The sequence below is a fragment of the Microbacterium halotolerans genome, from assembly GCF_003569805.1.
GTDB lineage: Bacteria > Actinomycetota > Actinomycetes > Actinomycetales > Microbacteriaceae > Microbacterium > Microbacterium halotolerans.
In genome coordinates, this window is the sequence record NZ_KZ984051.1 from 917267 (window position 1) to 942292 (window position 25026).

Consider the following 25026-nt stretch of genomic DNA (forward strand, 5'->3'; position numbering starts at 1 on the left):
CCGGACTCCCGCTCACAAGGGGCGAGACCCGCCTCTTGCGCAGGAAAACCCCCGGTGATACACCGGAATGAGAAGGATGTGCCGGACGAGGAGGTCCTCATGTCTGTGAACCCCGATCCACGGATTCTGCTCTACCCGAGGCTGCGGAAGTCGCCTTTCTTCCACGCCTCTCGACAGCACGGTGTGGCGATGTACAGCGTCTACAACCACACATACCACCCCCGTCACTACGGCGACCCGGTCGAGGAGTACTGGGCGCTCGTGAACGGCGTCACACTCTGGGACGTCGGCGTCGAACGCCAGATCGAGATCACCGGCCCCGACGCATTCGAGTTCACGAACATGCTCGTGCCGCGCGATCTGTCCAAGTGCGCCGTCGGTCAGTGCAAGTACGTGTTCCTCACCGCAGAGGACGGCGGCATCATCAACGACCCCGTGCTGCTGCGGCTCGGTGAGAATCACTTCTGGCTCTCGCTCGCCGACAGCGACGTGCTGCTGTGGGCGCGCGGTCTTGCGCTGAACTCCGGTCTCGACGTCACGATCCGCGAGGCCGACGTCGGCCCCGTGCAGGTGCAGGGCCCGCTCGCCGGCGCACTGATGAGCGAGGTGTTCGGCGCAGACGTGCTCGATGTCGGGTACTACTGGTTGCGCGAATACGAGCTCGACGGCATGCAGGTCGTCGTCTCGCGCACCGGATACACGGCGGAGCTCGGCTTCGAGATCTACGTGCGCAATGCCAGCCGCGACGGCGAACAGCTGTGGAACAAGATCTGGGAGGTCGGCCGCCCGTTCGACCTCAAGGTCATCGGGCCGTGCCACATCCGGCGCATCGAAGCGGGCATCCTGTCGTACGGGTGCGACATCACCCTCGACACGAACCCCTTCGAGGTCGGCATGGGCTACGACTGGATGGTCGACGTCGACCAGGAGCCCGACTTCATCGGCAAGGAGGCCCTCCGCCGCGTCAAGCAGGAGGGCGTCTCGCGTCGAATGGTCGGTCTCGAGATCGGCGGCGATCGGCTCGGCACGTTCAATGACGGTTCGATGATCGAGGCGTTCACGGTGCTCGACGGTGAGATGCCCGTCGGCGAGGTGACGTCTGCGTGCTTCTCGCCACGGCTCGAACGCAACATCGGCCTGGCGATGGTGCCGGTGTCGCTCAGCGAGATCGGCACCGACGTGCAGGTCGCGACCCCCGCGGGGATCGTGCCGGCGACCGTGGTGCCCAAGCCCTTCGTCGACCCGACGAAGGAACGACCGAAGCAGTCGATGCGATCGGACGAGGCGGCCGCTTCGTGAGCCTGGCTGACGAGGAGGAGACCGGATGAGCGGCGGGCGGCTGAACAGTCTCGAGATCGCAGCACAGGCAGAGATCCGACCGATCGAGCAGATCGCCGAGGCGATGGGGCTGCCGAGCGAGTTCGCCGAGCCGTACGGATCCGGTGTCGCCAAAATCGACCTCGCGGCGATCGACGCGCTGCGGGACAGGCCTAGGGCGAAGTACGTGCTCGTCACCGCCGTCACGCCGACGCCGCTCGGGGAGGGGAAGACCACCACGACCGTCGGTCTCGGGCAGGGGCTGCAGCACATCGGACGCCGCGCTGTGCTCGCACTGCGGCAGCCGTCTCTGGGGCCGACCATGGGCATCAAGGGTGGAGGCGCGGGCGCCGGCCGCAGCCAGGTCGTGCCGATGGAGCGGCTCAATCTGCACCTCACCGGCGACATCCACGCCGTCGCCGCGGCGCACAACCAGCTCGCCGCGCAGGTCGACAACCACCTGATGCGCGGCGCGCCATCCGGACTCGATCCTGCGCGCACGACATGGCGCAGGACGGTCGACATCGACGACCGTCCGCTGCGCCGCGTCGTGACGGGTCTCGGCGGCAACGGCCCCGTTCGCGAGACGGGGTTCGACATCACGGCGGCGTCGGAGGTGATGGCGGCGCTGTCGCTGTCGCGTTCGCTGGCGGATCTGCGCGAGCGGATGGGCCGCATCGTCGTCGGCTGGACGCGCGACGGCGACCCTGTCACCGCGGAGGACATCCGGGCGGCCGGTGCGATGACCGTGCTGCTGAAGCAGGCGCTGCGGCCGAACCTGATGCAGACGATCGAGCACACGCCGGTGCTCGTGCACTGCGGACCGTTCGGGAACATCGCCACGGGGAACTCATCGGTGGTGGCCGACCTCATCGGCCAGCGCTGCGGCGAGTTCCTCGTCACCGAAGCGGGCTTCGCCTCCGACATGGGGGCCGAGCGGTTCTTCAACATCAAGTGCCGGGTATCGGGGCTGACGCCGGATGCTGCCGTCGTGGTCACGACGGTGCGGGCGCTCAAAGCGCATTCGGGCAGGCACAGGGTCGTGGCAGGCCGGCCGCTTCCGGATGAGATGCTCGCGGAGAACCCGGATGAGGTGCGCGAGGGCGCAGACAACCTGCGCCACCACATCGGCATCGTGCGCAGGCACGGTGTGCCGGTCGTCGTCGCCGTGAACGCCTTCGCGTCGGATCACGCGAGTGAGCACGACGCGATCCGGCGCGTGGCGGCGGAGGAGGGCGTGGCCTGCGCCGTGTCGACGCACGTCGCCGACGGCGGCGAGGGCGCGGCGGAGCTCGCGGAGCTGGTGGACCGGGCGACGCAGGAGCCGACGCAGTTCGAGTTCCTCTATCCGGAGAGCGCCGGCCTCGAGGAGAAGATCACCGCTATCGCGACTCAGGTGTACGGTGCAGACGGCGTCGACATCAGCCCCGGTGCTCGGCGCGACCTCGACGAGTTCACGCGCCGCGGCTACGGGGCGCTGCCCGTATGCGTGGCGAAGACGCACCTGTCGCTGTCAGCCGATCCGTCGCTGCGAGGCGCACCGACCGGCTGGCGCCTGCCCGTGCGCGAGGTGCGCCTGTCGGCCGGTGCCGGATTCGTGTACCTCATCTGCGGCGACATGCAGACGATGCCCGGCCTCGGTTCCGCGCCGGCCGCCGAGCAGATCGACATCGATGAGAACGGGGAGACGGTGGGGCTGTACTGAACCAGCAGGATGATGACAAAAGGCAGACATCGCCGTAGAATAGACCCGTGAAGCCGATGCGATGGAGTGCGGAGAAGAACAGGCTCCTCGCGGTGGAACGCGGTATCACATTCGAACGTGTGGTCGTCGCGGTCGAGATGGGCCGTCTTCTCGACACGATGGAGCATCCGAACCGCCAGCGGTATCCGAACCAGAGGATTCTCATCGTCGAGATCGATGGATATGCCTTCGTCGTGCCTTACGTCGAAGAGGAGGAACAGATCTTTTTGAAGACGGTGATCCCGAGTCGCAAAGCGACCAGAGACTACCTCGGTTCGAAGACAGGCAGCGAAGGAGCAGATGATGAGCGAGCTTGATCAAGAGGAAGTCGATGTTCTCGAGTCATTCGAGCGCGGCGAGTGGCGGTCCGTGCTCACGGACGAGGAACGCGCCAGGCTGCAGGCGGCTGCTCGCTCGGCGGGAGTCAAAGACCGCCGAGTGAACATCCGATTCTCGTCAGGCGATCTGCTCGACATCCAGGCGCGCGCTCTTGCAGAGGGGATGCCGTATCAGACGCTCATCTCGAGTGTGATGCACAAGTACGTGACAGGACGCCTGGTCGAGCAGGGGGACCAAGAACGAGCGGCCTGACAGCTGAGCGTGCATGATGGTCAATGCTGATGCGACCCCGCCTCGTTTCGTGCTCATCCGCCATCCGGGAGAATGGAACCATGGCGGATCGCAACGAGGAACTGTTCACCCAGGCACGTGAGGTCATTCCGGGGGGCGTGAACTCCCCCGTGCGCGCATACGGATCGGTCGGCGGCACGCCGCGGTTCCTCGCCAGTGCGAAGGGCGCGTATGTCACCGACGCGGCAGGGCGCGAGTACGTCGACCTGATCGCGTCGTGGGGGCCCGCGCTGCTGGGTCACGCGCATCCGGATGTCGTGGCCGCCGTCACGCAGGCGGCCCAGCGAGGGCTGTCGTTCGGTGCTCCGACCGAGGCAGAGAGCCGCCTGGCCGAGCTGATCGCCTCCCGCGTGAGCGCTGGCGGGCTGAGCCCCGTCGACGAGGTGCGGTTGGTCTCCACGGGAACCGAGGCGACGATGACCGCGATCCGGCTCGCGCGCGGCGCGACCGGGCGCGACCTGCTGGTGAAGTTCGACGGCAACTATCACGGCCACTCCGACGGGCTGCTCGCCGCCGCCGGTTCCGGCGTGGCGACGCTCGCGCTGCCGGGCACTGCCGGCGTGCCCGAGGCCGTCGCCGCGCAGACGCTCGTCGTTCCCTACGGCGACGTCGACGCCGTGCGCGCGGTGTTCGCAGAGCACGGTGACCGCATCGCCGCGATCATCGTCGAAGCGGCACCGGCGAACATGGGCGTGATCGAGCCGCCCGCAGGCTTCAACGCGTCGCTCGCTGCCATCGCGCATGCTTCTGGCGCACTGCTGATCGTCGACGAGGTGCTCACCGGCTTCCGCGTGCACCCCGCGGGCAACTGGGGGCGGCAGGTCGCCTCGGGCGAGGCGTATGAGCCGGATCTGTTCACCTTCGGCAAGGTCGTCGGCGGCGGCATGCCGCTGGCCGCGCTGGGCGGCAGGCGTTCCGTGATGGAGCAGCTAGCGCCGACCGGTCCGGTCTACCAAGCGGGCACCCTCTCCGGGAACCCGCTGTCGGTGGCGGCGGGCATCGCGACGCTCGAGCTCGCGACGGACGATGTCTACCGCCGGCTCGACGCGGCGGCCGACGTCGTGACGGAGGCACTGACCGACGCGCTCGCCGCAGAGGGCGTCGCGCACTCGATCTCGCGGGTGGGCTCGTTGTTCGGCGTCGCGTTCTCCGAGGCGAAGCCCGGCTCGTACGCCGAGGCGAAGGCGCAGGACGCATTCCGCTTCACGCCGTTCTTCCACTCCATGCTGGAGCAGGGCGTGCACCTGCCGCCGAGCGTGTTCGAGGCGTGGTTCGTCACGGCCGCGCACGACGAGGCGGCGCTGGCGAGGATCACCCACGCGCTTCCCGCGGCGGCGAAGGCGGCCGCAGCGGCGACGATCTGAGCCGAAGCGGGGGAATGTCCGAGGGGCCGGGTAGCGTTCCGAGCATGAGATACGGATTCATCGGAAGCTACGGCAGCCCGCAGCAGCAGGTGCGGTTGGCGCGCGAATGCGAGGACAGCGGTTGGGACGGCTTCTTCACATGGGACGGCATGAGTCTCGACGCCGGGGAGTTCGACGCGGGCCCCACGTGGGATCCGTTCGCCCTCCTCGGCTCGGTCGCGTCGGTCACTGAGCGCATCACGCTGGGTGCGATGGTGTTCGCTGTGCCGCGGCGCAGGCCGTGGGAGTTCGCGCAGCAGGCGCTCACGGTCGATCACCTCTCGGAGGGGCGACTGGTGCTTCCTGTCGGCATGGGGGTCTCGATCGACAGGGCGTTCACGTCGGTTCCCGAGCAGCGCGAGCCGCTGCGCGAACGAGCGCGGCTGCTCGACGAGCACCTCGCGTGGCTGGAGCGGTCATGGAGCACCGACACCTTCGAATTCGATGGCGAGTTCGTGCGCACGGGTGAGTTCCAGTTCCCGCAGGCGCCGGTGAACGGTCGCATCCCGGTGTGGCCGGTCGGCGTGTGGGACGCGGTCACGCCGCCGCGCCGCAGCCTCGATCGCGCACTGCGCTGGGACGGCATCGTCCCTCAGGTGCGCGGCGGCGACTCACCTGAGGACGCCGAGCCGACGCCCGCAGACATCGCGGCACTCGCCGGTTGGATCGACACGCACCGCGACGGCGGCTGTGGGCCGTACGACATCGTCTTCCAAGGGCGGCTCGACGACGAGCCGGCCGTCGCGGCCGAGCAGGCGAAGGCAGCGGCCGACGCCGGTGCGACCTGGTGGATCGAATCTTGGTGGGATCCGGCGACGGTCACACCCGAGCGACTGCTGGAGCGAGCGAAGAAGGGGCCGCCGAAGGCGTGACGCGACGTTCAGGCAAGCAGCGCTGCGGTGCGCGGGCCGAGCCCGAGCCCGCGGGCGGCGGTCAGGTGCGCGGCGGTATCGACATCCTGACGCAGAGTCGATGACGTCGGCACGTCGAGCGGCGCGGCGCCCGCGGCGAGGTGGCGGGCGTATGAGTCGGCGCCGAAGCGCAGCAGCTCCGGATGCGCATGTGCCAGCAGCGTCGTGCCGGTGCCGTCCGCATCCGCGACGACGAGCGCTCGGCCGTTCGTCTGTGCCGAACGAGGCGGATCACGGTCGAAACGCGGCGAACGGCGCAGATGAACAGGGTCGACCGCATGCGCCAGCGCACCGTCGAGATCGGCGGGGCGCAGAGCGGGCAGATCGCCCAGCATCGCGGCGCTGCGGCGCGCACTCGCAGTGGCGAGACCCGCGGCGATCGCGGCGTTGAGGCCGTTCGCAGGGTCGGCGACCACGGTGACCCGCGCTGCGGCACCGTGCACGGTCGACGGGTGCGTGCGCCCCAGTTCCTCGCGCACGCCGGCGTCATCGGTGACGACGATCAGTTCGGCGACCAGGTTCGCACCTGCGGCGGCCGCGATCGTGTCCAGGGCGATGGCGCGCGCTATCGCCTCGCGCTCGACACCGGGAACCGCGAGTCGGGATTTGCCCACCGAAGCGGGCTTCACCGGCACGATCAGCGCCCACGTCCGCCTGCCCCGGTCATCCGGGGCGTCTGCCGAGCTCACGCGCCGTGGCGCTCCCGCAGGCGCGGCAGCACTTCCTCACCGTACAGGCGCAGGAACGCCTCCTGGTCGTGGCCCGGATCGTGGAACACCAGGTGCTTGAAGCCGAGGTCGATGTAGCGCTCGATCTGACTGATGTGCTCTTCGACGTCGTCCGAGACGATGAACCGGCTCGCGGCACGCTCCGTCGGCAGCTCCTGCGCGAGACGCTGCATCTCCTGCGGGTCGTGCACGCCCATCTTCTCCTCAGGGCTGAGCGCGAGCGGCGCCCAGAAGCGCGTGTTCTCCAGCGCCTTCTCGCGGTCGGTGCGGAACGAGACCTTCACCTCCATCAGGGTGTCGACCTCGTCGCGGGTCTGCGAGCCCTTGGCGAGCCCGTCCTCGAAGGCGGGGATGAGCTTGTCGGTGTACAGCTCGCTCGCCTTGCCGCTCGTCGTGATCCAACCGTCGGCCATCCGGCCGGCCAGGCGCGTCGCGGCGGGTCCGGATGCGCCGATGTAGATCGGCACGGGCTGCGACGGCCGGTCGTAGATCGTCGCGTTGTTCACGGAGTAGTAGGTGCCCTCGAAGGTGACGCGATCGGACTCCCAGAGCTTGCGGATCAGGATGATCGATTCCTTCATCCGCTGGAAGCGCTCCGGCGGCTCCGGCCAGTCGAGGCCGAGGGTGACCTCGTTGAGAGCCTCTCCCGTGCCGACGCCGAGGATCATCCGGCCGGGGTACATCGCACCCAGCGTGCCGAACGCCTGAGCGATCACGCCGGGGTGATAGCGGAACGTCGGCGTCAGCACCGACGTGCCCAGCAGCACCCGTGAGGTGCGCTCGCCGACGGCGCCGAGCCATGGAAGCGCGGCAGGAGCATGGCCGCCCTCGTGCATCCACGGCTGCAGGTGGTCGCTGAGGAACACCGAGTCGAAGCCGACCTCCTCGGCGAGCACCGCGTAGTCCAGCAGCTCTCGCGGGCCGAACTGCTCGCTCGACGCCTTGTATCCGAAGCGGATGGGAACGGTCATGGTGCTCCTTCGTGAGTGCGGTGCCTATCGATTCTCGCGTGTTCGTGTCACCTTGGCGCGCCGGGCGCGCGAGAGTTCACCGACGCGAAACGCAAGGCGCATCATGCGGGGGACGTTCCGGATGGGGCAGGCACGGCGGAGAACGCGGTGCGCACGCGGTCGAGCCGTTCGCGGAACGCCGAGACGGTGCTCGGCCAGATCAGCGTGAGGCGGCCGCTGCGCTCGTCGACGTACCAGTTGCGGCAGCCTCCGGTGAGCCACGGCGTGCCGGCGGCGAGGGCATCGACCTCGCGCGCGGCCTCCTCTTCGGCGGCGGCGGATACGCGGATCGGGGCGCCGCCGCGTGAGACGAGCTCGGCCGTCAGTGCCGCCTGTGCCTCGAGCAGCAGCACGGCCGAGTTGTGGCCGAGCGTGGCATTGGGCCCGCCGAGCACGAACAGATTGGGGAAGCCGTGCACCAGCGTCGACGCCACCGCAGTGAACCCGCCCGACCAGTGCTCGTCGAGCGTGCTGCCGTGCTCGCCCGTGATCCGCGACGCGTAGGGCTGGCGGGTGGCGTGGAAGCCGGTGGCGAGCACCACCGCGTCGGCGCTGTGCCGCTCACCGCTCGCCGCGACGAGTTCGCCATCGTCGACGGCCGCGAGGGCGCTGGGCTCGAGACGCACGGCACCATCGGCGATCGACGGGTAGAACTCGTCGCTGAGCAGCACGCGCTTGCATCCGAACGCGTAGTCGGGGGTGAGTGCGGCGCGCAGATGCGGGTCGGAGACGTGGGCGTGCAGGTGCGCGAGCGCCGATCGGCTGGCGGCCTCGGCTGCTGCGGCATCGCCCGAGCGCGAGGCGAATCGCGCCTCTCCCTCCGCGTACAGCTCGGCTCGCGTCTCGGTGAGCGCACCGGCGGAGCCGCGCCAGGCGGTGCGCTCGGCGCGCGTGTGCTCGCGATCGCCCCGGGGCATGATCCACGCCGGGGTGCGCTGGAACACCGTCACAGCAGCCCCGAGCCGCGCCAGTGCGGGAGCGAGCTGAACAGCGCTTGCGCCCGTGCCGACGACGGCGATGCGCCTGCCGGCCACGTCGAGGTGATCCGGCCAGCGTGCGGAGTGGAACACCGGTCCGTCGAAGGTCTCGACGCCGGGCAGCTGCGGGGTGCGGGGCTCGGTGAGCCGCCCGCATGCGATGACCAGGTGTTCGCTGCGGATGGCGGCGTGCGCATGCGCCTGCGGCGAAGCAGCGCTCTCGTCGCCCCGGTGGTCGGTGTGTGCGGGGCTCGACGCGGTGATCGCCCAACCATCGCCGTCCCAATGCGCATCGATCAACTCGTGGGAGAACCGGATGTGCCGCCGCAGTCCCTCGGCGTCGATCACGTGATCGAGATACGTGCGGATCTCGTCGCCCGGCGCGAACGTGCGAGACCAATCGGGCCACGGGTGCGATTCCAGCGCGTACAGGTGTGCAGGCACGTCGCACGCGACGCCCGGATAGCGGTTGTCGCGCCACGTGCCGCCGGCGGAGGCGGCGCGCTCGAGGATCGCGAAGTCGTCGTCCCCAGCGCGCTTCAGCGCGATCGCAGCGGCGATGCCGGCGAACCCGGCGCCGACGATCACAGTGCGGGTACGGATCTCCTCGCGTGGGGAGCTCCCTTCCGCAGCGCGGACCTTCATGACGCACTCCCCACGGGTGCCGGTTCGGCGGTTTCGGCGCCGGAGGCGTTCGCGGCCGCCGCGGTGCCGTCGGCTCCGTGCTCGGCCGCGGCCTTCCGTTCCGCGCTGGGCTCGCCGTATGCCGTGGTGCGCAGACGCAGCGGCCGGAACAGACGCTGCGCCATGCGGCGGGCCGCGTTCAGAGGCAGCTCGGTGCCCGTCTCTATGCCGGATGCCGGCAGCACGCGCCCGTCGAGCAGAGTGCCGCCGAGGTCGTCTCCGCCGCTGGCGAGCAGTTCAGCGGTGGTCACCGCATCGTGACGGGTCCAGGGGATCTGGATGTGGTTGATGTGCTCGGACAGCATCAGCCGGGAGACGGCGACCATGGCGCGGTGCTCATCGATCGCGGACCGTTCCCCGACGAGTGCGACGCCCCCGGACGGCCCCGGCAGCGCAATCGGCACGAACTCGGTGAACCCGCCCGTGCGCTGCTGGATGCCGATCAGGGTGCGCAGGTGCGCGATGCGCTCCGCCGCGGTCTCGACGTGGCCGTAGAACATCACCGACGTCGACGAGAACCCTGCCTCGTGCGCGGCCGTGATCGTCTCGATCCAGCGCTCGACGGGAAGGTCATCGGGGGCGATCGCCTCTCGCACCCGTTCCGATGCGATCTTGATGCCGGTACCAGGCATCGAACCGACGCCGGCATCGCGCAGAGCGGCCAGCGCTGCGTCGAGGCCGAGTCCGGCACGATCGGCGAGGTCGCAGACGTCCTGCGGGCGGAACGCGTGCAGGTGTATGCCGTCTGCGGCATGCGCGATCGTGCGCGCGATGTCGAGGTAGGCGGTGGCCGGCTCATTCGGATGCACCAGGCCCTGCACGCAGATCTCTCCGAGCCCGAGGTCCCACGCGTCGCGGGCGGCGTCGGCGAGGGCCGCGAGATCGTACGGCTCGCCGTCGGTATGCAGGCCGGCCGCACGAAGCGCGGCGGTGCCGGTGCCGGATGATCGGAAGGCGGATGAGGCGATGTTGCGGTTGTTCGCAATGCTGATCGCCTCGCCGACCGTGTAGCGGCGCATGTCGTCGGCTGTGCGGACGAGAGCTTCGAGGTCGTCTCCCGTGGCGGTGAGCAGTCGTTCCCACTCGGCGTCGTCGAGCGAAGCCGGGTCCTGGGCTGCGCGATCGATGACCGCGGCGATGAGGCCCGTGGAGCGGCTGGAGACCAGGACGGCGTTCGCCGCGGTCTCTCCGTTCGCGGTTTCAGGGGCCGCCTCGTCGCGGCCCACATTCCGCGCCGACGAGCGCTGAGCAGGATTCGCGCCCGTCGGGTTGGCGCCTTCTCGGGCGAGGTGCGATCCGGTCTCCGACAGGGCGCGCAGCGGCTCGCGCATCTCCGGTGCGATCCAGGCGTCGTCGCGCACGTACTCCGGGTGTGCGGTGAGCCGTTCGCGAAGCGTGAAGCCCAGCTCCGACGTGCGGCGCGTGAGGTCGTCGAGGTGCGGCCACGGGCGCTCGGGGTTGACGTGGTCTGCGGTGAGGGGGGAGACGCCGCCCCAGTCGTCGGCGCCTGCGCGCACGAGCAGCTCGAACTCGGCCTGATCCTGCAGGTTCGGCGGCACCTGCACGCGCATCCTGGGGCCGAAGACCAGCCTTGTCACGGCGACGGCCGCCGCGTACTCGAGCAGCTGTGCATCCGGCGCGCCCTGCATCGCCGTTCGCGGCTTGGCGCGGAAGTTCTGCACTATCACTTCCTGGATATGCCCGTGCCGCTCGCTGGCATCGCGCAGCGCGATCATCGACTCCGCGCGATCGCGCACGGTCTCGCCGATGCCGACGAGGATGCCCGTGGTGAACGGGATCTTCGCACGGCCGGCGTCGTCGATCAGCTTCAGTCGCACATCCGGGTCCTTGTCGGGGGAGCCGTAGTGCACCTCGCCAGGGGCCTCGTAGACGTGCTTCGACGTGCTCTCGAGCATCACGCCCATCGACGGGGCGACGGGGCGCAGCGCGGCGAGCTCATCCGGACGCATCACGCCGGGGTTCAGGTGCGCGAGCAGTCCCGTCTCCTCGGTGATCAGGCGCGCCATGGCGCCGACGTAGTCGAGGGTGGAAGCGTAGCCGTGCGCATCCAGCCAGGCGCGGGCCTCCGGCCACCGGTCCTCCGGACGGTCGCCGAGCGTGAGCAGCGCCTCCTTGCAGCCCATCGCGGCGCCGCGGCGGGCGACCGAGAGCACCTGCTGCGGCGACATGTACGACGGCTTGTGCTTCTTCGCGAGCTGGCCGGGGGTGTCGACGAACACGCAGTAGTGGCAGCGGTCCCGGCACAGGGTCGTCAGCGGGATGAACACCTTGCGCGAGTAGGTGATGATGCGCTCGCGACCCGCGGCGATGAGCCCCTCGTCACGGTCGCGGGAGGCGAGGGCGAGCACACGCTCGAACTCCGCGTCGCGCGCACCCAGCAGCGCTTCGGCATCGTCGACGGTGAGGCGCGCACGTTCCTCCGCTTTCCGCAGCGCGTCCGCGACGGCTGGCGATCCCTGGTCGATCGAAGTCACCGCTCCAGTCTCTCACCGCCCCGGGCCACCGGGCCCGAGTCCGGCCCAGGTCGATACAGGGAGGAGCGAGGATCGGCGCCGTCGCCGGAAGGCATGCCAAGATGGACGCATGGTGAGGTTGCTGCTGGATCAGGCGCAGCTCGAGATCGAGCTCTCGGGAGTCGAGCGCCTGCTGACCTTCCGCAAGGAGAGCGTTCGGGTGCCGCGCGCGGCCATCCGGAGCGTACAGCTCACCGACGACCCGTGGACCTGGCTGCGCGGAGTGCGGCGCCCGGGGACGCACATCGTCGGGCGGCTCGCCGCCGGAAGCTGGCAGCGCACCGCGGGGCGCGACTTCGTGATGCTGCGCGGGCGGGGGCGCGACGGCGTCGTGATCACCCTCGACGGCGAGCAGGAGTTCCAGCGCGTGCTGCTGACGACCTCGCACGCGCGGGACCTGGTCGCGGCGCTTCGGCTCGACGATGTCGAGAAGGCCGCGGACGTGACCGATCTCGCCGGTCGCGGCGACTGATCAGCCGCGCACGAGCGCGAGGTCTCGGAGGTCGTGCGTGCGCAGCTGGGACACCGGTGCGGCGACTGCGCATGTGAGGGCGATCAGGAACGCGACCGCCCAGGCGACGTCGACGGGAATCGATACGAGCGGGCCCATCGCCGCCCTACTGCTGCTCGGAGTCGTCCTCGTGGAACTCTGAGACGAACGACTCGAACGAGATCTCCTGCGTGGCGGGTGCGGACTCCGCACCGCCGTCGACGGGTTCGTCGCCCTCGGCCGCTTCGCCGTGCTGCTCGCCGTCGCCCAGGTCGCTGCGGTCCGAATGGCTGATCGGTTCGGTCTCGCCGAGCGCGACGAAATCCGGATCGCTGAGGTCGTCCTGCGACAGGCGCGAACTGTTCTCGTCCTCGGGCGCCGGCGCGTCGGAGCCCGAAGCGTCGCTCGATGCCTCGTCGTCGCCTGCCGTCGAACCGAGGCGGTCGGCGAAGCTGGGGCCCGCTGACCAGGGGCTCCCGTGCTGGTCGGCGTCGCTCGAGGTCTCGTCCTGGCCGTCGTCGCTCGTGGGTGCGCCCAGGAGCGGGAAGGTCGGGATCTCGCGGGTCGAGTCTTCGTTGTCGTTGAGCAGATGAGCGAGTCGGTCGGCTCCGGGCAGCGGACGCGAATCCGGATGTGCTTCGTCCACCTCTTCCGACGGTGCGGCGTGCGAGTGGTCGGGTTCCGCCGAGTCGGTGGTCCCCTCCTCGGTCCCCTCCGCATCGACGTCCGTGCCCTCGTGGACGTCCTCAGAAGCCCCGTCGTGCTCGTCGAAGCCGGGCCGTGAATCCGCGGGACCGAAGCCGTCGTCTTCGTCGTCTGCATGAGTCTCACCGGCGAAGCCGTCGTCGTCCGCGGCTGCTTCTGCGGCTGCGTCCTCGTCGTGTGCGCGGTCCGCAAGAGCCGCGTCGTCGCTCTGCGCATCGTTGTCGCCGAACGGCGCGGCGCCCGCGATGCCTACGGCGGCCGCTCCTGCGGCTGCGCCGGCGACGCCGGTTGCGGCGCCGGCGACGGCAGCGCCCATGCCGCTGCCGCGTTCGTGGTCGGTGTTGTAGTCGTTCTCCTCAGCGCCGGATAGGACGTCAGCGCCATTCGGTGCCTCGCCTGCGACGGCAGCCCCGGCGTCAGAAGCCTCGCCCTGCACAGCGGCAGCCGCCCCCACCGCTCCCGTGGTGTCAGCTTTCCGTGACGGCAGCGCGGCGGTCTGGCGGGTGGGGCGGCCGTTGACGAGGTCGAGGAAGACGTCCTCGAGACTGGCGCCGCGCTGATGCAGCACGGACAGGGCGATCCCCGCTTCGGCGGCGCTCTTGCCCAGGTCGCGCGCTCGTGCGTCGCGCACGTTCACGCCGCTGCGCAGCACCTCGAACTCGTAGCCGCCCTCGCGCAGCACGCGCGACAGCTTCTCACGGTCGGGGGAGTCGACCACGACGATCGGATCGACGTCGGCGAGGTCCTCGATGTCGCCGGAGAAGACGAGCTTGCCGTTCGAGACGATCAGGATGCGGTCGGCGATCTGCTGCACTTCGCTGAGCAGATGCGACGACATCAGCACGGTACGGCCCTCGTCAGCGAGGCGGCGCATCAGCAGGCGCATCCACCTGATGCCCTCGGGGTCCATGCCGTTGACCGGTTCATCGAAGATCAGCACACCGGGATCGCCCAGCAGCGACTGCGCGATGCTGAGGCGCTGGCGCATGCCGAGCGAGTAGCTGGCGATGCGCATGTCCGCCACGTCGCTCAGGCCGACCAGGTCGAGCACCTCGCGCACGCGGGGCAGGGGGATCCCGTTCGACTTCGCGACCGACGTGAGCTGGCGCGTGGCGGTGCGACGCTGCTTGAACGTGGGCGTCTCGAGCACGGCTCCGACGGTGCGCGCCGGGTGCGAGATCGACGAGTACGTCGCCCCGCCGATCGTGGCTTTGCCGGACGACGGCCGGATCTCGCCGAGCAGGATTCGCAGCGACGTCGTCTTGCCGGCGCCGTTCGGGCCGAGAACGGCGGTCACCACACCTGGCTCCACTCTCGCCGTCAGGTCGGACACAGCCGAAACGTCGCCGAAGACCTTCGTCACACCCGAGAACTCGAGCACCTTGCCGTCGGCCATACGGCCTCCTTCGCGTCGTCTATCCTCTCCATCTTGGCGGATGGGCGGGAAAAGTCACGAACCCGGCGCACATCGGATGCCGTGGCGCCTCGAATCCCAACCGCAGAATCTCGGAGAATGCGCGGAGCCTCGGAGGAGGATTTCGCCGGGAAGCTCCGAGAAGACGCTGATTCTCCGAGGCTCCGCTCTCACCCGCCGGCGCTCAGTTCTGCGGAGGCAGGGCGGAGATCACGGGGTGGTCCTTCGCGATCACGCCGACCTTTGCCGCGCCTCCCGGCGAGCCCACGTCGTCGAAGAACTCCACGTTCGCGGTGTAGTAGTCCTGCCACTCATCCGGCAGGTCGTCTTCGTAGTAGATCGCCTCGACCGGGCACACCGGCTCGCAGGCACCGCAGTCGACGCACTCATCCGGATGGATGTACAGGCTGCGTTCACCCTCGTAGATGCAGTCGACCGGGCACTCATCGATGCACGCGCGGTCTTTGACATCCACGCAGGGAAGGGCGATCACGTAGGTCACGGCACCAGCGCTCCGCTCCGCGACACGGCGACCTGCTCGTCGCGCGGCACGAGCTTGACCCGTTCGCGCGCGTGCTCGTGGCCCTCGCCGAGCGCACGCTCGTGGGCGTCGAGCGCCAGCCAGCCGTCCCAAGTGGTGTACTCGGTCTCGCGCTCTCCGAGCAGCTCGAGCACGTCGCCGTTCACGGCGGGGTCGCTCAGAGCGCCCGACTCTGCGTCGGCCAACAGGTGACCGATCGTCTCGAGCGCGTCGGACTTGGTGTGGCCGATCAGGCCGACGGGGCCGCGCTTGATCCATCCGGTCGCGTACAGACCGTTCTCGCCCTCGACGCGCCCCTCCTCGTTCGGCACCACGCCGCGGCTGGCGTCGAAGTCGGCTCCCTCGACGCGCGTGCCGTAGTAGCCGACGGCCCGGTACACGGCCTGCACCTCGTACTCGCGCTCCTCGCCGGTCGGCACGACGGCGCCGTCCGGGCCGGGTGCGGTACGGGCGAACCGGATGGCCTCGACCCGGTCGGATCCTGAGATCTGCACGGGCGAGTGCCAGAAGTGCAGGTGCAGCCGTCGAGAGGCCTTGCCCGCCGGCTGCTCGCGCCACTTGTTCAGGGTGCGCAGCATGATCTTGACCTGGTTGTTGGGAGCTGCGGCCGGGTCGACTCCGTCGAAGTCCTCCTCATGCAGCACGATGTCGACATCGCGCAGTTCGCCCAGCTCCCGCAGTTCGATCGGTGTGAACTTGATGCCAGCAGGTCCGCGACGACCGAACACGTGCACATCGGTGACCGATGACGCCTCGAGGCCCGCCAGCACATTGTCCGGCACCTCGGTCGAGCGGAGATCCTCGGCGTGCTTGGCGAGCATGCGCGCCACGTCCAGCGCGACGTTGCCGTTGCCGATCACCGCGACCGACTGCGCTTCGAGCGGCCACGTGTCGGGGACATCCGGATGCCCGTCGTACCAGGAGACGAAGTCCGCCGCCCCGTATGAGCCGGACAGCTCGACGCCCGGCACGTCGAGCGCCGCATCGCGCAGGGCACCCGTTGCCAGGATCACCGCATGGTAGCGCTCGCGCAGCTCGTCGAGCGCGATGTCGCGACCGACCTCGACGTTGCCGATGAACCGGATCACGCTGTCTGCGTCGTCGTCGCCGTTCAGCATCTCGTGCAGAGAGCTGACGATCCCCTTGATGCGCGGGTGGTCGGGCGCGACCCCGTACCGGATCAGGCCGTAGGGCGCGGGGAGCGACTCGAACAGGTCGATCTCGACATCGCCGCCGCGGTCCGCGACTGCGCCGGTCAGCAGGTTGCCGGCGTAGATTCCGGCGGGGCCTGCGCCGACGATCGCGACGCTGAGGGACAGAGAGGGCATGGCGTTGTCGGCCTTTCAGGAGACGAGCGAAGGAAGCGAGGAGGCGGCAGGGACCGCAGCGACGGCGTGCGGGCTGAGCGAGACGACGTCGCCGACCACGACGACAGCGGGAGAGCGCACCGACTGGGCGGCGGCGAGGTGCGCGATGGTTCCGAGAGTGCCGATCGTCACGCGTTCGCCGGGTCCGAATCCGTCCTCGATGATGGCGACGGGGCAGTCCGCTCCGCGGTCGCCTGCGGCCAGCACGTGCGCGGAATGGGCGAGCGTGCCGATGCCCATCAGCAGCACGACGGTGTGGTCGGTGCCGCCCGGCACCTCGTCGACCTGATCGTGCGCGCTGACCACGGTGAACCCCGCGGCGACGCCGCGATGGGTGAGCGGGATGCCCGCGACGGCCGGTACGGAGACAGCGCTGGTCACACCGGCGACCACGTCGACGTCGACGCCCGCTGCCTCGCAGAACAGCTGCTCCTCGCGGCCGCGGCCGAACACGAACGGATCGCCGCCCTTGAGGCGCACGACATTCCGCCCGGCGGACGCGAGCTCGACGAGCAGGGCGTTGATGTCGTCCTGCGGCACCCGGTGCAGGCCAGGCAGCTTGCCGACGTCGATGATCTCCGCGGCGAGGACGATGCCTTCTGCGGCGAGCTGGGCGAGCACGGCACGTGCCCCGAGCCGGTCAGCGACGATCACGTCGGCGCGCTCCAGGGCGCGCAGCCCGCGGAGCGTGAGCAGGCCCGCGTCCCCGGGGCCCGCGCCGACGAGCGCGACCCGGCCGGGTGCGCGCGATGCATCCGGTCCCTGTTGCGGCTCCGAGACATCCGGGCCCGTTGCGACGAGCTCCGCTGCGGTGAGATCCGCTGCGGTGCTCATATGTGCAGCCCGCACTCGGTCTTGGCCAGACCGGCCCAGCGGCCGGAGCGGGGGTCGTCGCCCGGAGCGACCGGCTTCGTGCACGGAGCGCAGCCGATCGACGGGTATCCGTTCGCGATGAGCGGGTTGACCGGCACATCGTGCGCTGTCGCGTACTCGATGAGGTCGTCGAAGGTCCAGCCGACGATCGGATGCACCTTCACCAGCTGATCGCGTTCGTCCCAGCTGATCAGCGGCGTGTGCGTGCGTTGGTCGGTCTCCTCGCGGCGGACGCCGGCGAGCCACACTTCGTAGCCGCCGAGCGCGAGGCGCATGGGCTCGACCTTGCGCAGCGCGCAGCACCGGCCAGGGTCGCGGGCGAACAGCTCGGCGCCGTGCTCGGCATCCTGCTCGGCGACCGTCTGGGCCGCGGTGACGTCGATCACGTTCACATCGACGCTGCGGGCGACCTCGTCGCGGGTGAAGAGCGTCTCGGCGAAGTGGTAGCCGGTCTCCAGGAACAGCACGTCGACGCCGGGCAGCTGCTGCGAGGCGAGGTGTGCGAGAGCGCCGTTGGCCATCGAACTGGCCACGGCGACATCGCGGGTGCGGAAGTTCTCTGCGACCCAGGTGAGGATCTCATCCGGTGCTGCCTCGTCGTCTCTGCCGCAGCGCAGCTCCTTCGTGCCGCGGGCCGCGAGGTCGCGCAGTTCGTCGGCCGAGCGACGTGCGGTGCCGATCGTGACGGGAACGCTCACTGCAGCGCCTCCTCTTCTGCGTCGTGCGCCCACTGCGCGAACGTCTCGCCGTCCGCGCGGTCGTCGAGGTAGCGCCGGATGACGCGCTCGGCGTAGTCGGCGATGCCGGAAGCCTCGACCTTCAGACCGCGCACGGTGCGGCCGAGGCCGGCCTCCGGGCGATCCGGTGAGGCCAGGCCGCCGCCGAGGTGCACCTGGAAGCCCGGCACCTGCTCGCCTGCGACGTTGGTGATCAGCTGACCCTTCAGGCCGATGTCGGCGATCTGGATGCGCGCACAGGAGTTGGGGCATCCGTTCACGTGCAGCGTGATCGGCTGGCCGATCTCGGGTTCGAGCTCGCCGAGCCGCTCCTCGAGCTGCGCGATGGCCTCTGCGGCGTTGACCTTCGTCTCGACGATGGCGAGCTTGCAGTACTCGATGCCCGTGCATGCGATGGTGCCGCGGCGGAACAGGCTGGGCCTGGCCGACAGACCGAGTCCGTCCAGACCCGCGACCAGGGACTCCACCTCGTCCTCTGCGACGTCGAGCACGAGCAGTTTCTGGTACGGCGTGGTGCGCACACGGTGCGAGCCGTGCGCCTCGGCGAGATCGGCCAGCGCGGTGAGCGTCTCGCCGGAGACGCGACCGACCGTGGGGGCCGCGCCGACGAAGAAGCGGCCGTCCTTCTGCCTGTGCACGCCGACGTGGTCGCCGAGGCCGCTGGGGCGCGGTGCGGCCGGACCGTCGGGCAACGGCGCGTCGAGGTACTCGGTCTCGAGCACCTCGCGGAAGCGCTCGACGCCCCAATCGGCGAGCAGGAACTTCAGCCGAGCCTTGTTGCGCAGCCTCCGATAGCCGTAGTCGCGGAACACGCGGGTGACGCCGTGCCACACCTCGGCGACGCGCTCCGGGGCGACGAAGGTGCCGACCCGCTCGCCCAGGCGCGGCACGGTCGACAGGGCACCGGCGACCCAGAGGTCGTATCCGATGCCGAGCTCCGGATGCTCGACGGCGACGAATGCGCAGTCGTTGATCTCGTGCACGACGTCCTGGCTGGGGTGGCCGGTGATCGCGGTCTTGTACTTGCGGGGCAGGTTCGACAGCGACTCGTCGCCGATGAACCGTTCGGCGATCTCATCGATCTGCGGTGTCGGGTCGATCAGCTCGTCGGCGGCGATGCCCGCGACGGGGGATCCGAGGATGACGCGCGGCACGTCACCGCAGGCCTCGGTGGTGCTCAGTCCCACGGCCTCCAGCCGTCGCCAGATCTCCGGCACGTCTTCGACGCGCACCCAGTGCAGCTGCACGTTCTGCCGGTCGGTCAGATCGGCGGAGCCGCGGGCGAACTCGGTGGAGATCTCCCCGATCACCCGCAGCTGCTCGGTGCTGAGCCGGCCGCCGTCGATGCGGATCCTGAGCATGAAGTACTCGTCCTCGAGCTCGTGCGGCTCGAGCTGGGCCGTGCGACCGCCGTCGATGCCGGGCTTGCGCTGCGTGTACAGGCCCCACCAGCGGAACCGGCCGTGCAGGTCGGTCGGATCGATCGACGCGAAGCCGCCTTCGGCGTACTCGTTCTCGATGCGCTCGCGCACGTTGAGACCGTCGTCCTCGAGCTTGAACTCCTCGTTGCCGTTCAGAGGCTCTGTGCCGTCGACCTTCCACTGCCCGTGCGGCTTGGTCGGTCTGCGCGCTGTGCGCGTACGAGCGCCGCGAACGGTCGTCGGCTGCTGGGTGGTCATAGCGCCCCCTCGATGAATGGCTCTGTGCCAAGGTACGGCCGGTCGGCGCAAGGGCCGCACTCTCTTGCGAAATGTGAAGTCACGCGGCGAAACACTTCCGTCACGAAGGAGCGGTTCCGACGGGGGCGGCTCAGCCTCGTCCGGACGCACTAACGTGGCAGGCGTGACAGCATCCGAGCCCGGCGACCAGGTACTGCTCTCCTCGTCAGGTGGGCTGGGGCGCATCATCCTGAACCGACCGAGGGCGATCAACGCGCTCACCCCGGCCATGATCGAGCAGCTGAGCGGAGCGCTGGGTGCGTGGCGGACGGATCCGGATGTCGAGCTCGTCCTGCTCACGGGCGAGGGCGAGCGAGGGCTGTGCTCGGGCGCCGACGTGCGCGCACTGCACCAGGCGCTCGTCGACGGGGACACCGGTGCGGCCGACGCGTTCTTCCGCGCCGAGTACGCGACCAACGCGCTCATCGGTGAGTCCGTCACGCCGATCATCGCCGTGATGCACGGGGTCACGATGGGCGGCGGCATCGGTGTGTCCGGTCACGCGGCCGTGCGCGTCGTCACCGAGACCTCGCAGCTGGCCATGCCGGAGACGCGTCTCGGATTCACTCCGGATGCCGGTGGGTCATGGCTGCTGTCCCGCGCGCCAGGCCGGCTCGGCGAGTATCTGGCACTCACGAGCGACACGATGGACGCCGCGGACGCGCTGCACTGCGGCTTCGCCGACTTCTTCGTGCCGTCCGAGCGCGTCGGCGACCTCGTGGACGCCTTCGAGACCCGCGCCGACCCGCAGACGCCGGCCGAGCTGATCATGCTGTTCGACGAGACGCCGGAGCCGTCGCGGCTGGAGAAGGCCCGCGAGTGGGTCGACGACGCGTTCTCCCGCGACAGCGTCGAGGCGATCGTAGAGCGCCTGAGAGGGCTCGGCGGACCGGGGCCGGAAGCAGCCCTCGAGGCGCTTTCGGCACGCGCGCCGCTCGCGCTGAAGGTGACGCTCGAGGCCATCAGGAGGGCCCGTGCGATGCCGACTCTGCGCGACGCGCTCACGCAGGAGTACGGCCTGGTGTCGTGGTTCGTGGACAGCCGGTCCGACCTGGCCGAGGGCATCAGAGCCCAGGTCGTCGACAAGGACTTCCGGCCCGCCTGGATGCCGACGACGCTCGCCGACGTGCCGCAGGAGCTCGTGACGGAGGCCTTCGCATACCGTCCGGCCGCGCCGTTGTGGTGAGCGCCGTTTCGCAGGAGCAGGAATAGCGGCCCTTTCGTCGCGTTGACGTCGATGGGAGGACCGGTGACATGAGGGAGCGACGGATGACGACCACGCAGGATTTCGGAACGTACGGCGTGTGGCGCTGGGTCACCGGCATCGACGACGCCTTCGCGCAGGCGACGGAGCGGCTCGGCTTCGGCGCGCTGTGGGTCGGCGGCTCGCCGGCCGGCGATCTGGAAGCGGTTGAGCGCATCCTGGACGCGACGGAGACCCTCACCGTCGCTACGGGGATCGTGAACATCTGGAAGGACGCCGCGACCGACGTCGCCGCATCGTTCCGCCGCATCGAGGAGCGGCATCCTGGGCGCTTCGTGCTCGGCATCGGGTCAGGCCATCGGGAGGCGACGCCCGAGCGGGTGAAGCCGCTGTCGGCGATGCGCGAGTACGTCGGGGTGCTCGAGGCGGAGGGGCTGCGCAAGGAGCAGATGCTGCTGGCGGCGCTCGGCGACAAGACCCTCGCGTTCTCCGCGGAGCGCACGCTCGGAGCGCATCCGTACCTCACGGTGCCCGAACACACCGCGCACGCGCGCACCGTGCTCGGCGACGCGCTGCTCGCGCCCGAGCTGAAGGTCGTCGTGAACCCCGACCGCGACGAGGCACGCGCGATCGCGCGCGACTATCTCAAGCGCTACTTCGGTCTGCGCAACTATGTCGGCGCGCTGGTGCGCTTCGGGATCGATCCGGATGACATCGCCTCAGGCGGATCGGACGCCGTCATCGACAGGGTGGCGGCGAATCCGACGGCTGCCGCCGCGGTGGCAGGCGCCCGCGAGCACCTCGACGCCGGAGCCGACCATGTCTCATTCCAGGCACTCGGCGACGACCCGATCGGATCGCTCGAGCAGATCGCGGAGGAGATCGCGCGCTGACGGCGGCGGGCATCGTGTCACTCACAGGGCGCTGATCGGCGCTTCCGGGACGATCGAGCTGTGGACAGTGCCCCTCGCGCCTGCGATGCGTGACATTCTCGTGCCACCGGAGGAGAATGGAGGCATGATTATGAGCGAGCCGCAGGTGTGGGTGCTGGTGGGCGCCTTCATCGCCGCGATCGCGACGATGATCACCGTCACGCTGACCTCGTTCAATCGTCAGCTGACGAGTTTCCGGAACGAGATGAGTGCGCGCTTCGACGCTGTGGACACGCGCTTCGATGCCATGCAGGGCGTGATGGACCTTCGTTTCGCGCAGCTCGACAACAAGGTGGAGGACATCGACCGCGACGTTGCCGCACTGAGCCGACGCGTCATGGGTGACTGAGCGTCAGAGCAGGCCCCTGCGCCTGGCCTCGTCGAGCGCCTCCTTGCGGCTGCTCACGTCGAGCTTGCGGTAGAGCGAGCGGCGCTGAGTCTTCACGGTGTTGGCTGACACGGACAGGGACGCGGCAGTGTCGGAAACGGAGCTCCCCTCAGCGATCGCTTCCAGGATCAGCTGCTCCCGGGCGGTGAGCTCCACGCCCGCAGGTGCGGCGTGGAACGGCGAGACCCGCGCGACCATCCTGAGCACGTCAGGTGCGCTGCGCAGCAGCCGGCGAACGTCGCCCGGCGGCACGACGGTGAACGGCGTGACCAGGTCGTGCTCCCTCGCGATCAACAGCGGAAGGGCGAGCCTGTGGGCCGTCTCGTCGTCGCTGTCGCCCATGTGCATTCCTGCGGCGGCCGCGACGACTGCCAGCGCGGATGCATCCCGCGGGAGAGCCGTCGACTGCAGCGCCGCGAGAGCCACGGAAGCGGCCCCGCGCGGATCGCCCAGGTGAAGCCGGATCCGCGCCCGCGCGAGGGTGAGCCGTCGCGACCGGCGGTGCGCTGATGCCGAGAGGAACGCCTGCGCCTCGGAGCCCCGACCGGCGGCGAGAAGGAGGTCGCACTTCAGCATCGTGAGCATGACCGACATCGCGCTGCTGGGCGATGTCGCGCTGGCCTTCTCCTGCATGCCGAGGTCGAGTGCCCGCAGAGCGGCGGCCGTGCCTGATGCCAGCCAGAGCGCGCGGACTCTGGTGTGCAGGATCAGCGGCCACAGCTCGGTCGTCGCCCAGTGCGAATCCGTGACGGAGAGCACACGCTCGGCACCTGCGCCGTCGCCGTGCTCGATCATGACCCTGGCACGGGCGATGGCGGCGGGCACGGCGAGGTAGGAACGCTCGAGGCCGTCGGGAGCGTCGAGGGCGGACAGGGCGTCGAGGTGCTCTGCGGCCAGGCGGATCTCGCCCCGTTGTGTGTGCACCAGGGCGAAGATGCCGTGGATCCGCACCCGATCGAGGACGGGCTGCTCCGCCAGGAAGTCGATGCCTGCCTCACCCAGGACGCGCATCGCCCCATCGAGGTCGTCGGCGAACATCAGCGAGACGGCCGATTGACTCAGCAGGAGCGACATCGCGTCGTCGAACTCGTTCTCCGGGTCGTCGGTGCGTTCGAGCATGGAGTGCACGCGACGGATCGATGCGGCCGACATGTCGTAGCGGCCGAGCAGCCGTAGAGCGAGGGCGATGATCCCCTGGGCCCACACATCGTCGACCGTGAACGAACGCCGCGTCACACGTTGCCTGCCCTGTGTCACAAGCAGGAGGCCCGTCAGTCGCCGGATCGCCCGTGCGCGACGGCCGGAGGCGAAGTCGTCGAGGGCGGCGGCGAACATCAGAATGGGCTGGGTGCGCAGCGCATCGTTCGGGATGCGGCGGATCGCCGCCGTCGTCGACGATCGCCTGATGGTCGCTCTCGTGATTCCGCGACGATACAGGCGGGCCGCCAACGGCCAATCGGCCGCGGCGACCGCAGCGGCGAAGGCAGCAGAGTTCTCTCCGCGGTCCAGATGCAGCTTCGCGAGCACCAGGTGCGCCCTGGCCGCCTCATCCGGGCTCTTCGTGACGAGCTCTTCGCGGAGAGCCCGTCTGAGGGGCGGCAGCATCCGGAAGCTCCTGGGGCTGCTGTCGTCCCACCAGCCGAGACCGAGTTCCTCCCCGCGGTTCACCATGGCACGCGCGTGCTCGTCGATTCCGATCCTCTCCAGCATCTCGTCATCGATCGACGCCGTCACGGACAGCGCTCTCAGCCCGCGGTAGCCGGGTGTCCTGCTCAGATCGTCGGCGATCGCGTCTCCCGCCGAGATCCCAGCGGAACGCGCGGAGTCTCGCCCCAGCTCAGCGATCACCGCGAGGGCCCAGCCGCCCGTCTCCTCTGCGATCCTCATGATGTCGTGGTCGGAGACAACCGCGTTCGTCGCCTCGGCGATCGCTGCGATCTCCTCCGGCGTCAGCAGCAGGAGCGCAGGTGGGCTCACGGCGAGGGTCGTCGGCATCCGGGACTCGATCTCGGTCGTGCCTGGGTGCCGACGAGTCGTGAAGACGATCCGTACGGAGGATTCGTGCTGGGCGAGGCGGACGAGGTCATCCCAGAGGCCCGCGTCGACACAGGCGTCTCCACTGCTGTCGACGATCAGGGTGACCGGTCGCGCTGTGGGAGAGAACTGCCGCGTCAGCAGCGCAGGCAATGAGTGCTCACCGCCGCTGCCGAGCCGCTCGAGCGCGACGGTGAGCCCTTCATCGACAGGAAGACCGGCATCTCGGAACCTGTGCAGCGCTGTCATCCAGAAGGTGGCCCGATGGAGCAGCGCGGAATCGAGGGTGAGCCAGACCAGGGTCTCGCCGTTCAGCGCACGCGCATTCGCCCACGCCAGCAGCGCAGAGGTCTTGCCGCAGCCTGCTCCGCCGCAGACCATCACGGCGCCGAAGCGCTCGTGTCTGCTCATCCAGTCGGCGAAGCCGGCCCGCTCCACGAGCGCGTGCGGAGCGCGGGGCGCGCCATGGACTCCGCCCTCTTGCATTGTTCTTCGTGCTCCTCACCGGGTCTCGTTCGGCCGACCGTCAGCCGAGTCGTCGGACGACACATTAGGGCGCGTCGGTGCCGAGTCGGAAAACGGGTGAACGCGCGGGTGAATTCGGTGTCGACGTTTGTGGCGGGACGCGACACGCCGGAATGCTGGCACAGGCTCATCCTGTCAGCCGCTGAGTGCGCGGGGCGGG

The 25026-nt window shown here is 69.6% G+C and carries 22 protein-coding genes; 10 read left to right on the forward strand and 12 right to left on the reverse strand.

What is annotated here, in order from left to right:
• Positions 1–99: 99 nt before the first annotated feature.
• From DZG09_RS04205 to DZG09_RS04230, 6 genes are all read left to right on the forward strand, one after another.
• Positions 100–1299: a glycine cleavage T C-terminal barrel domain-containing protein gene (locus tag DZG09_RS04205; protein ID WP_119697382.1), complete on the forward strand. Its 1200-nt coding sequence runs from the start codon at positions 100–102 to the stop codon at positions 1297–1299.
• Between the two features lie 25 nt (positions 1300–1324).
• A complete protein-coding gene (locus tag DZG09_RS04210) occupies positions 1325–3022 on the forward strand; it encodes a formate--tetrahydrofolate ligase (protein ID WP_119696426.1) in 1698 nt (565 codons plus the stop codon).
• A gap of 47 nt (positions 3023–3069) precedes the next feature.
• Positions 3070–3378 carry a BrnT family toxin gene (locus DZG09_RS04215; RefSeq protein WP_119696427.1) on the forward strand — a complete coding sequence of 103 codons (309 nt, stop codon included), beginning with the start codon at positions 3070–3072 and terminating at the stop codon, positions 3376–3378.
• Positions 3365–3652: a hypothetical protein gene (locus DZG09_RS04220; protein WP_205529052.1), complete on the forward strand. Its 288-nt coding sequence runs from the start codon at positions 3365–3367 to the stop codon at positions 3650–3652. Before DZG09_RS04215 ends, DZG09_RS04220 begins: the two co-directional genes overlap by 14 nt.
• Before the next feature lie 80 nt (positions 3653–3732).
• A complete protein-coding gene (gene hemL / locus DZG09_RS04225) occupies positions 3733–5055 on the forward strand; it encodes a glutamate-1-semialdehyde 2,1-aminomutase (RefSeq protein WP_119696429.1) in 1323 nt (440 codons plus the stop codon).
• A 44-nt stretch (positions 5056–5099) separates the two neighbouring features.
• Positions 5100–5966 carry an LLM class flavin-dependent oxidoreductase gene (locus DZG09_RS04230; protein ID WP_119696430.1) on the forward strand — a complete coding sequence of 289 codons (867 nt, stop codon included), beginning with the start codon at positions 5100–5102 and terminating at the stop codon, positions 5964–5966.
• 8 nt (positions 5967–5974) lie between these two features.
• Here the strand turns inward: DZG09_RS04230 and DZG09_RS04235 are convergent, their stop codons facing one another.
• The 4 genes from DZG09_RS04235 to cofG form a co-directional block, all read right to left on the reverse strand.
• Complete coding sequence (locus DZG09_RS04235; protein WP_119696431.1) at positions 5975–6694, reverse strand: glycosyltransferase family protein; 720 nt, start codon at positions 6692–6694, stop codon at positions 5975–5977.
• The gene (fgd, locus tag DZG09_RS04240; protein WP_119696432.1) at positions 6691–7704 is read right to left on the reverse strand and encodes a glucose-6-phosphate dehydrogenase (coenzyme-F420); all 1014 of its coding nucleotides are present in this window, start codon (positions 7702–7704) and stop codon (positions 6691–6693) included. The genes DZG09_RS04235 and fgd overlap by 4 nt, the downstream gene beginning before the upstream one ends.
• A gap of 101 nt (positions 7705–7805) precedes the next feature.
• On the reverse strand, positions 7806–9365 hold the full coding sequence (locus tag DZG09_RS04245) for a flavin-containing monooxygenase (RefSeq protein ID WP_119696433.1): 1560 nt from the start codon (positions 9363–9365) through the stop codon (positions 7806–7808).
• On the reverse strand, positions 9362–11899 hold the full coding sequence (cofG, locus tag DZG09_RS04250; RefSeq protein WP_119696434.1) for a 7,8-didemethyl-8-hydroxy-5-deazariboflavin synthase CofG: 2538 nt from the start codon (positions 11897–11899) through the stop codon (positions 9362–9364). The genes DZG09_RS04245 and cofG overlap by 4 nt, the downstream gene beginning before the upstream one ends.
• 109 nt (positions 11900–12008) lie before the next feature.
• Between cofG and DZG09_RS04255 the strand changes: the two genes are divergently transcribed.
• Positions 12009–12410, forward strand: a complete 402-nt coding sequence (locus DZG09_RS04255; protein WP_119696435.1) for a hypothetical protein — start codon at positions 12009–12011, stop codon at positions 12408–12410.
• Here the strand turns inward: DZG09_RS04255 and DZG09_RS16505 are convergent, their stop codons facing one another.
• The 7 genes from DZG09_RS16505 to DZG09_RS04285 all read right to left on the reverse strand — a co-directional run bounded on the left by DZG09_RS16505 (position 12411) and on the right by DZG09_RS04285 (position 19744).
• Entirely contained in the window at positions 12411–12548 is a 138-nt protein-coding gene (locus DZG09_RS16505) for a hypothetical protein (protein WP_162893145.1), read from the reverse strand.
• Between the two features lie 7 nt (positions 12549–12555).
• A complete protein-coding gene (locus tag DZG09_RS16730; RefSeq protein ID WP_205529053.1) occupies positions 12556–14529 on the reverse strand; it encodes an ATP-binding cassette domain-containing protein in 1974 nt (657 codons plus the stop codon).
• Positions 14530–14731: 202 nt separating this feature from the next.
• Positions 14732–15049, reverse strand: coding sequence for a ferredoxin (gene fdxA / locus DZG09_RS04265; protein ID WP_119696436.1), 318 nt, complete (start codon positions 15047–15049; stop codon positions 14732–14734).
• Entirely contained in the window at positions 15046–16416 is a 1371-nt protein-coding gene (locus DZG09_RS04270) for an FAD-dependent oxidoreductase (protein ID WP_119696437.1), read from the reverse strand. Before DZG09_RS04270 ends, fdxA begins: the two co-directional genes overlap by 4 nt.
• Before the next feature lie 15 nt (positions 16417–16431).
• Positions 16432–17289 (reverse strand): uroporphyrinogen-III C-methyltransferase, encoded by an 858-nt coding sequence (gene cobA / locus DZG09_RS04275; RefSeq protein ID WP_119696438.1) that lies wholly within the window; start codon positions 17287–17289, stop codon positions 16432–16434.
• Positions 17286–18026 (reverse strand): phosphoadenylyl-sulfate reductase, encoded by a 741-nt coding sequence (locus tag DZG09_RS04280; RefSeq protein ID WP_240423680.1) that lies wholly within the window; start codon positions 18024–18026, stop codon positions 17286–17288. Before DZG09_RS04280 ends, cobA begins: the two co-directional genes overlap by 4 nt.
• Positions 18023–19744, reverse strand: a complete 1722-nt coding sequence (locus tag DZG09_RS04285; protein WP_162893146.1) for a nitrite/sulfite reductase — start codon at positions 19742–19744, stop codon at positions 18023–18025. Before DZG09_RS04285 ends, DZG09_RS04280 begins: the two co-directional genes overlap by 4 nt.
• Positions 19745–19907: 163 nt before the next feature.
• Here DZG09_RS04285 and DZG09_RS04290 point away from each other — a divergent pair, with 163 nt between their 5' ends.
• From DZG09_RS04290 to DZG09_RS04300, 3 genes are all read left to right on the forward strand, one after another.
• The gene (locus DZG09_RS04290; protein WP_240423682.1) at positions 19908–20969 is read left to right on the forward strand and encodes an enoyl-CoA hydratase/isomerase family protein; all 1062 of its coding nucleotides are present in this window, start codon (positions 19908–19910) and stop codon (positions 20967–20969) included.
• An 83-nt stretch (positions 20970–21052) separates the two neighbouring features.
• On the forward strand, positions 21053–21880 hold the full coding sequence (locus DZG09_RS04295) for a TIGR03620 family F420-dependent LLM class oxidoreductase (RefSeq protein WP_119696441.1): 828 nt from the start codon (positions 21053–21055) through the stop codon (positions 21878–21880).
• Between the two features lie 130 nt (positions 21881–22010).
• Positions 22011–22268, forward strand: coding sequence for a hypothetical protein (locus DZG09_RS04300; RefSeq protein WP_205529054.1), 258 nt, complete (start codon positions 22011–22013; stop codon positions 22266–22268).
• Between the two features lie 3 nt (positions 22269–22271).
• Here the strand turns inward: DZG09_RS04300 and DZG09_RS04305 are convergent, their stop codons facing one another.
• Positions 22272–24827 (reverse strand): LuxR C-terminal-related transcriptional regulator, encoded by a 2556-nt coding sequence (locus DZG09_RS04305; RefSeq protein ID WP_119696443.1) that lies wholly within the window; start codon positions 24825–24827, stop codon positions 22272–22274.
• Between the last annotated feature and the right edge of the window lie 199 nt (positions 24828–25026).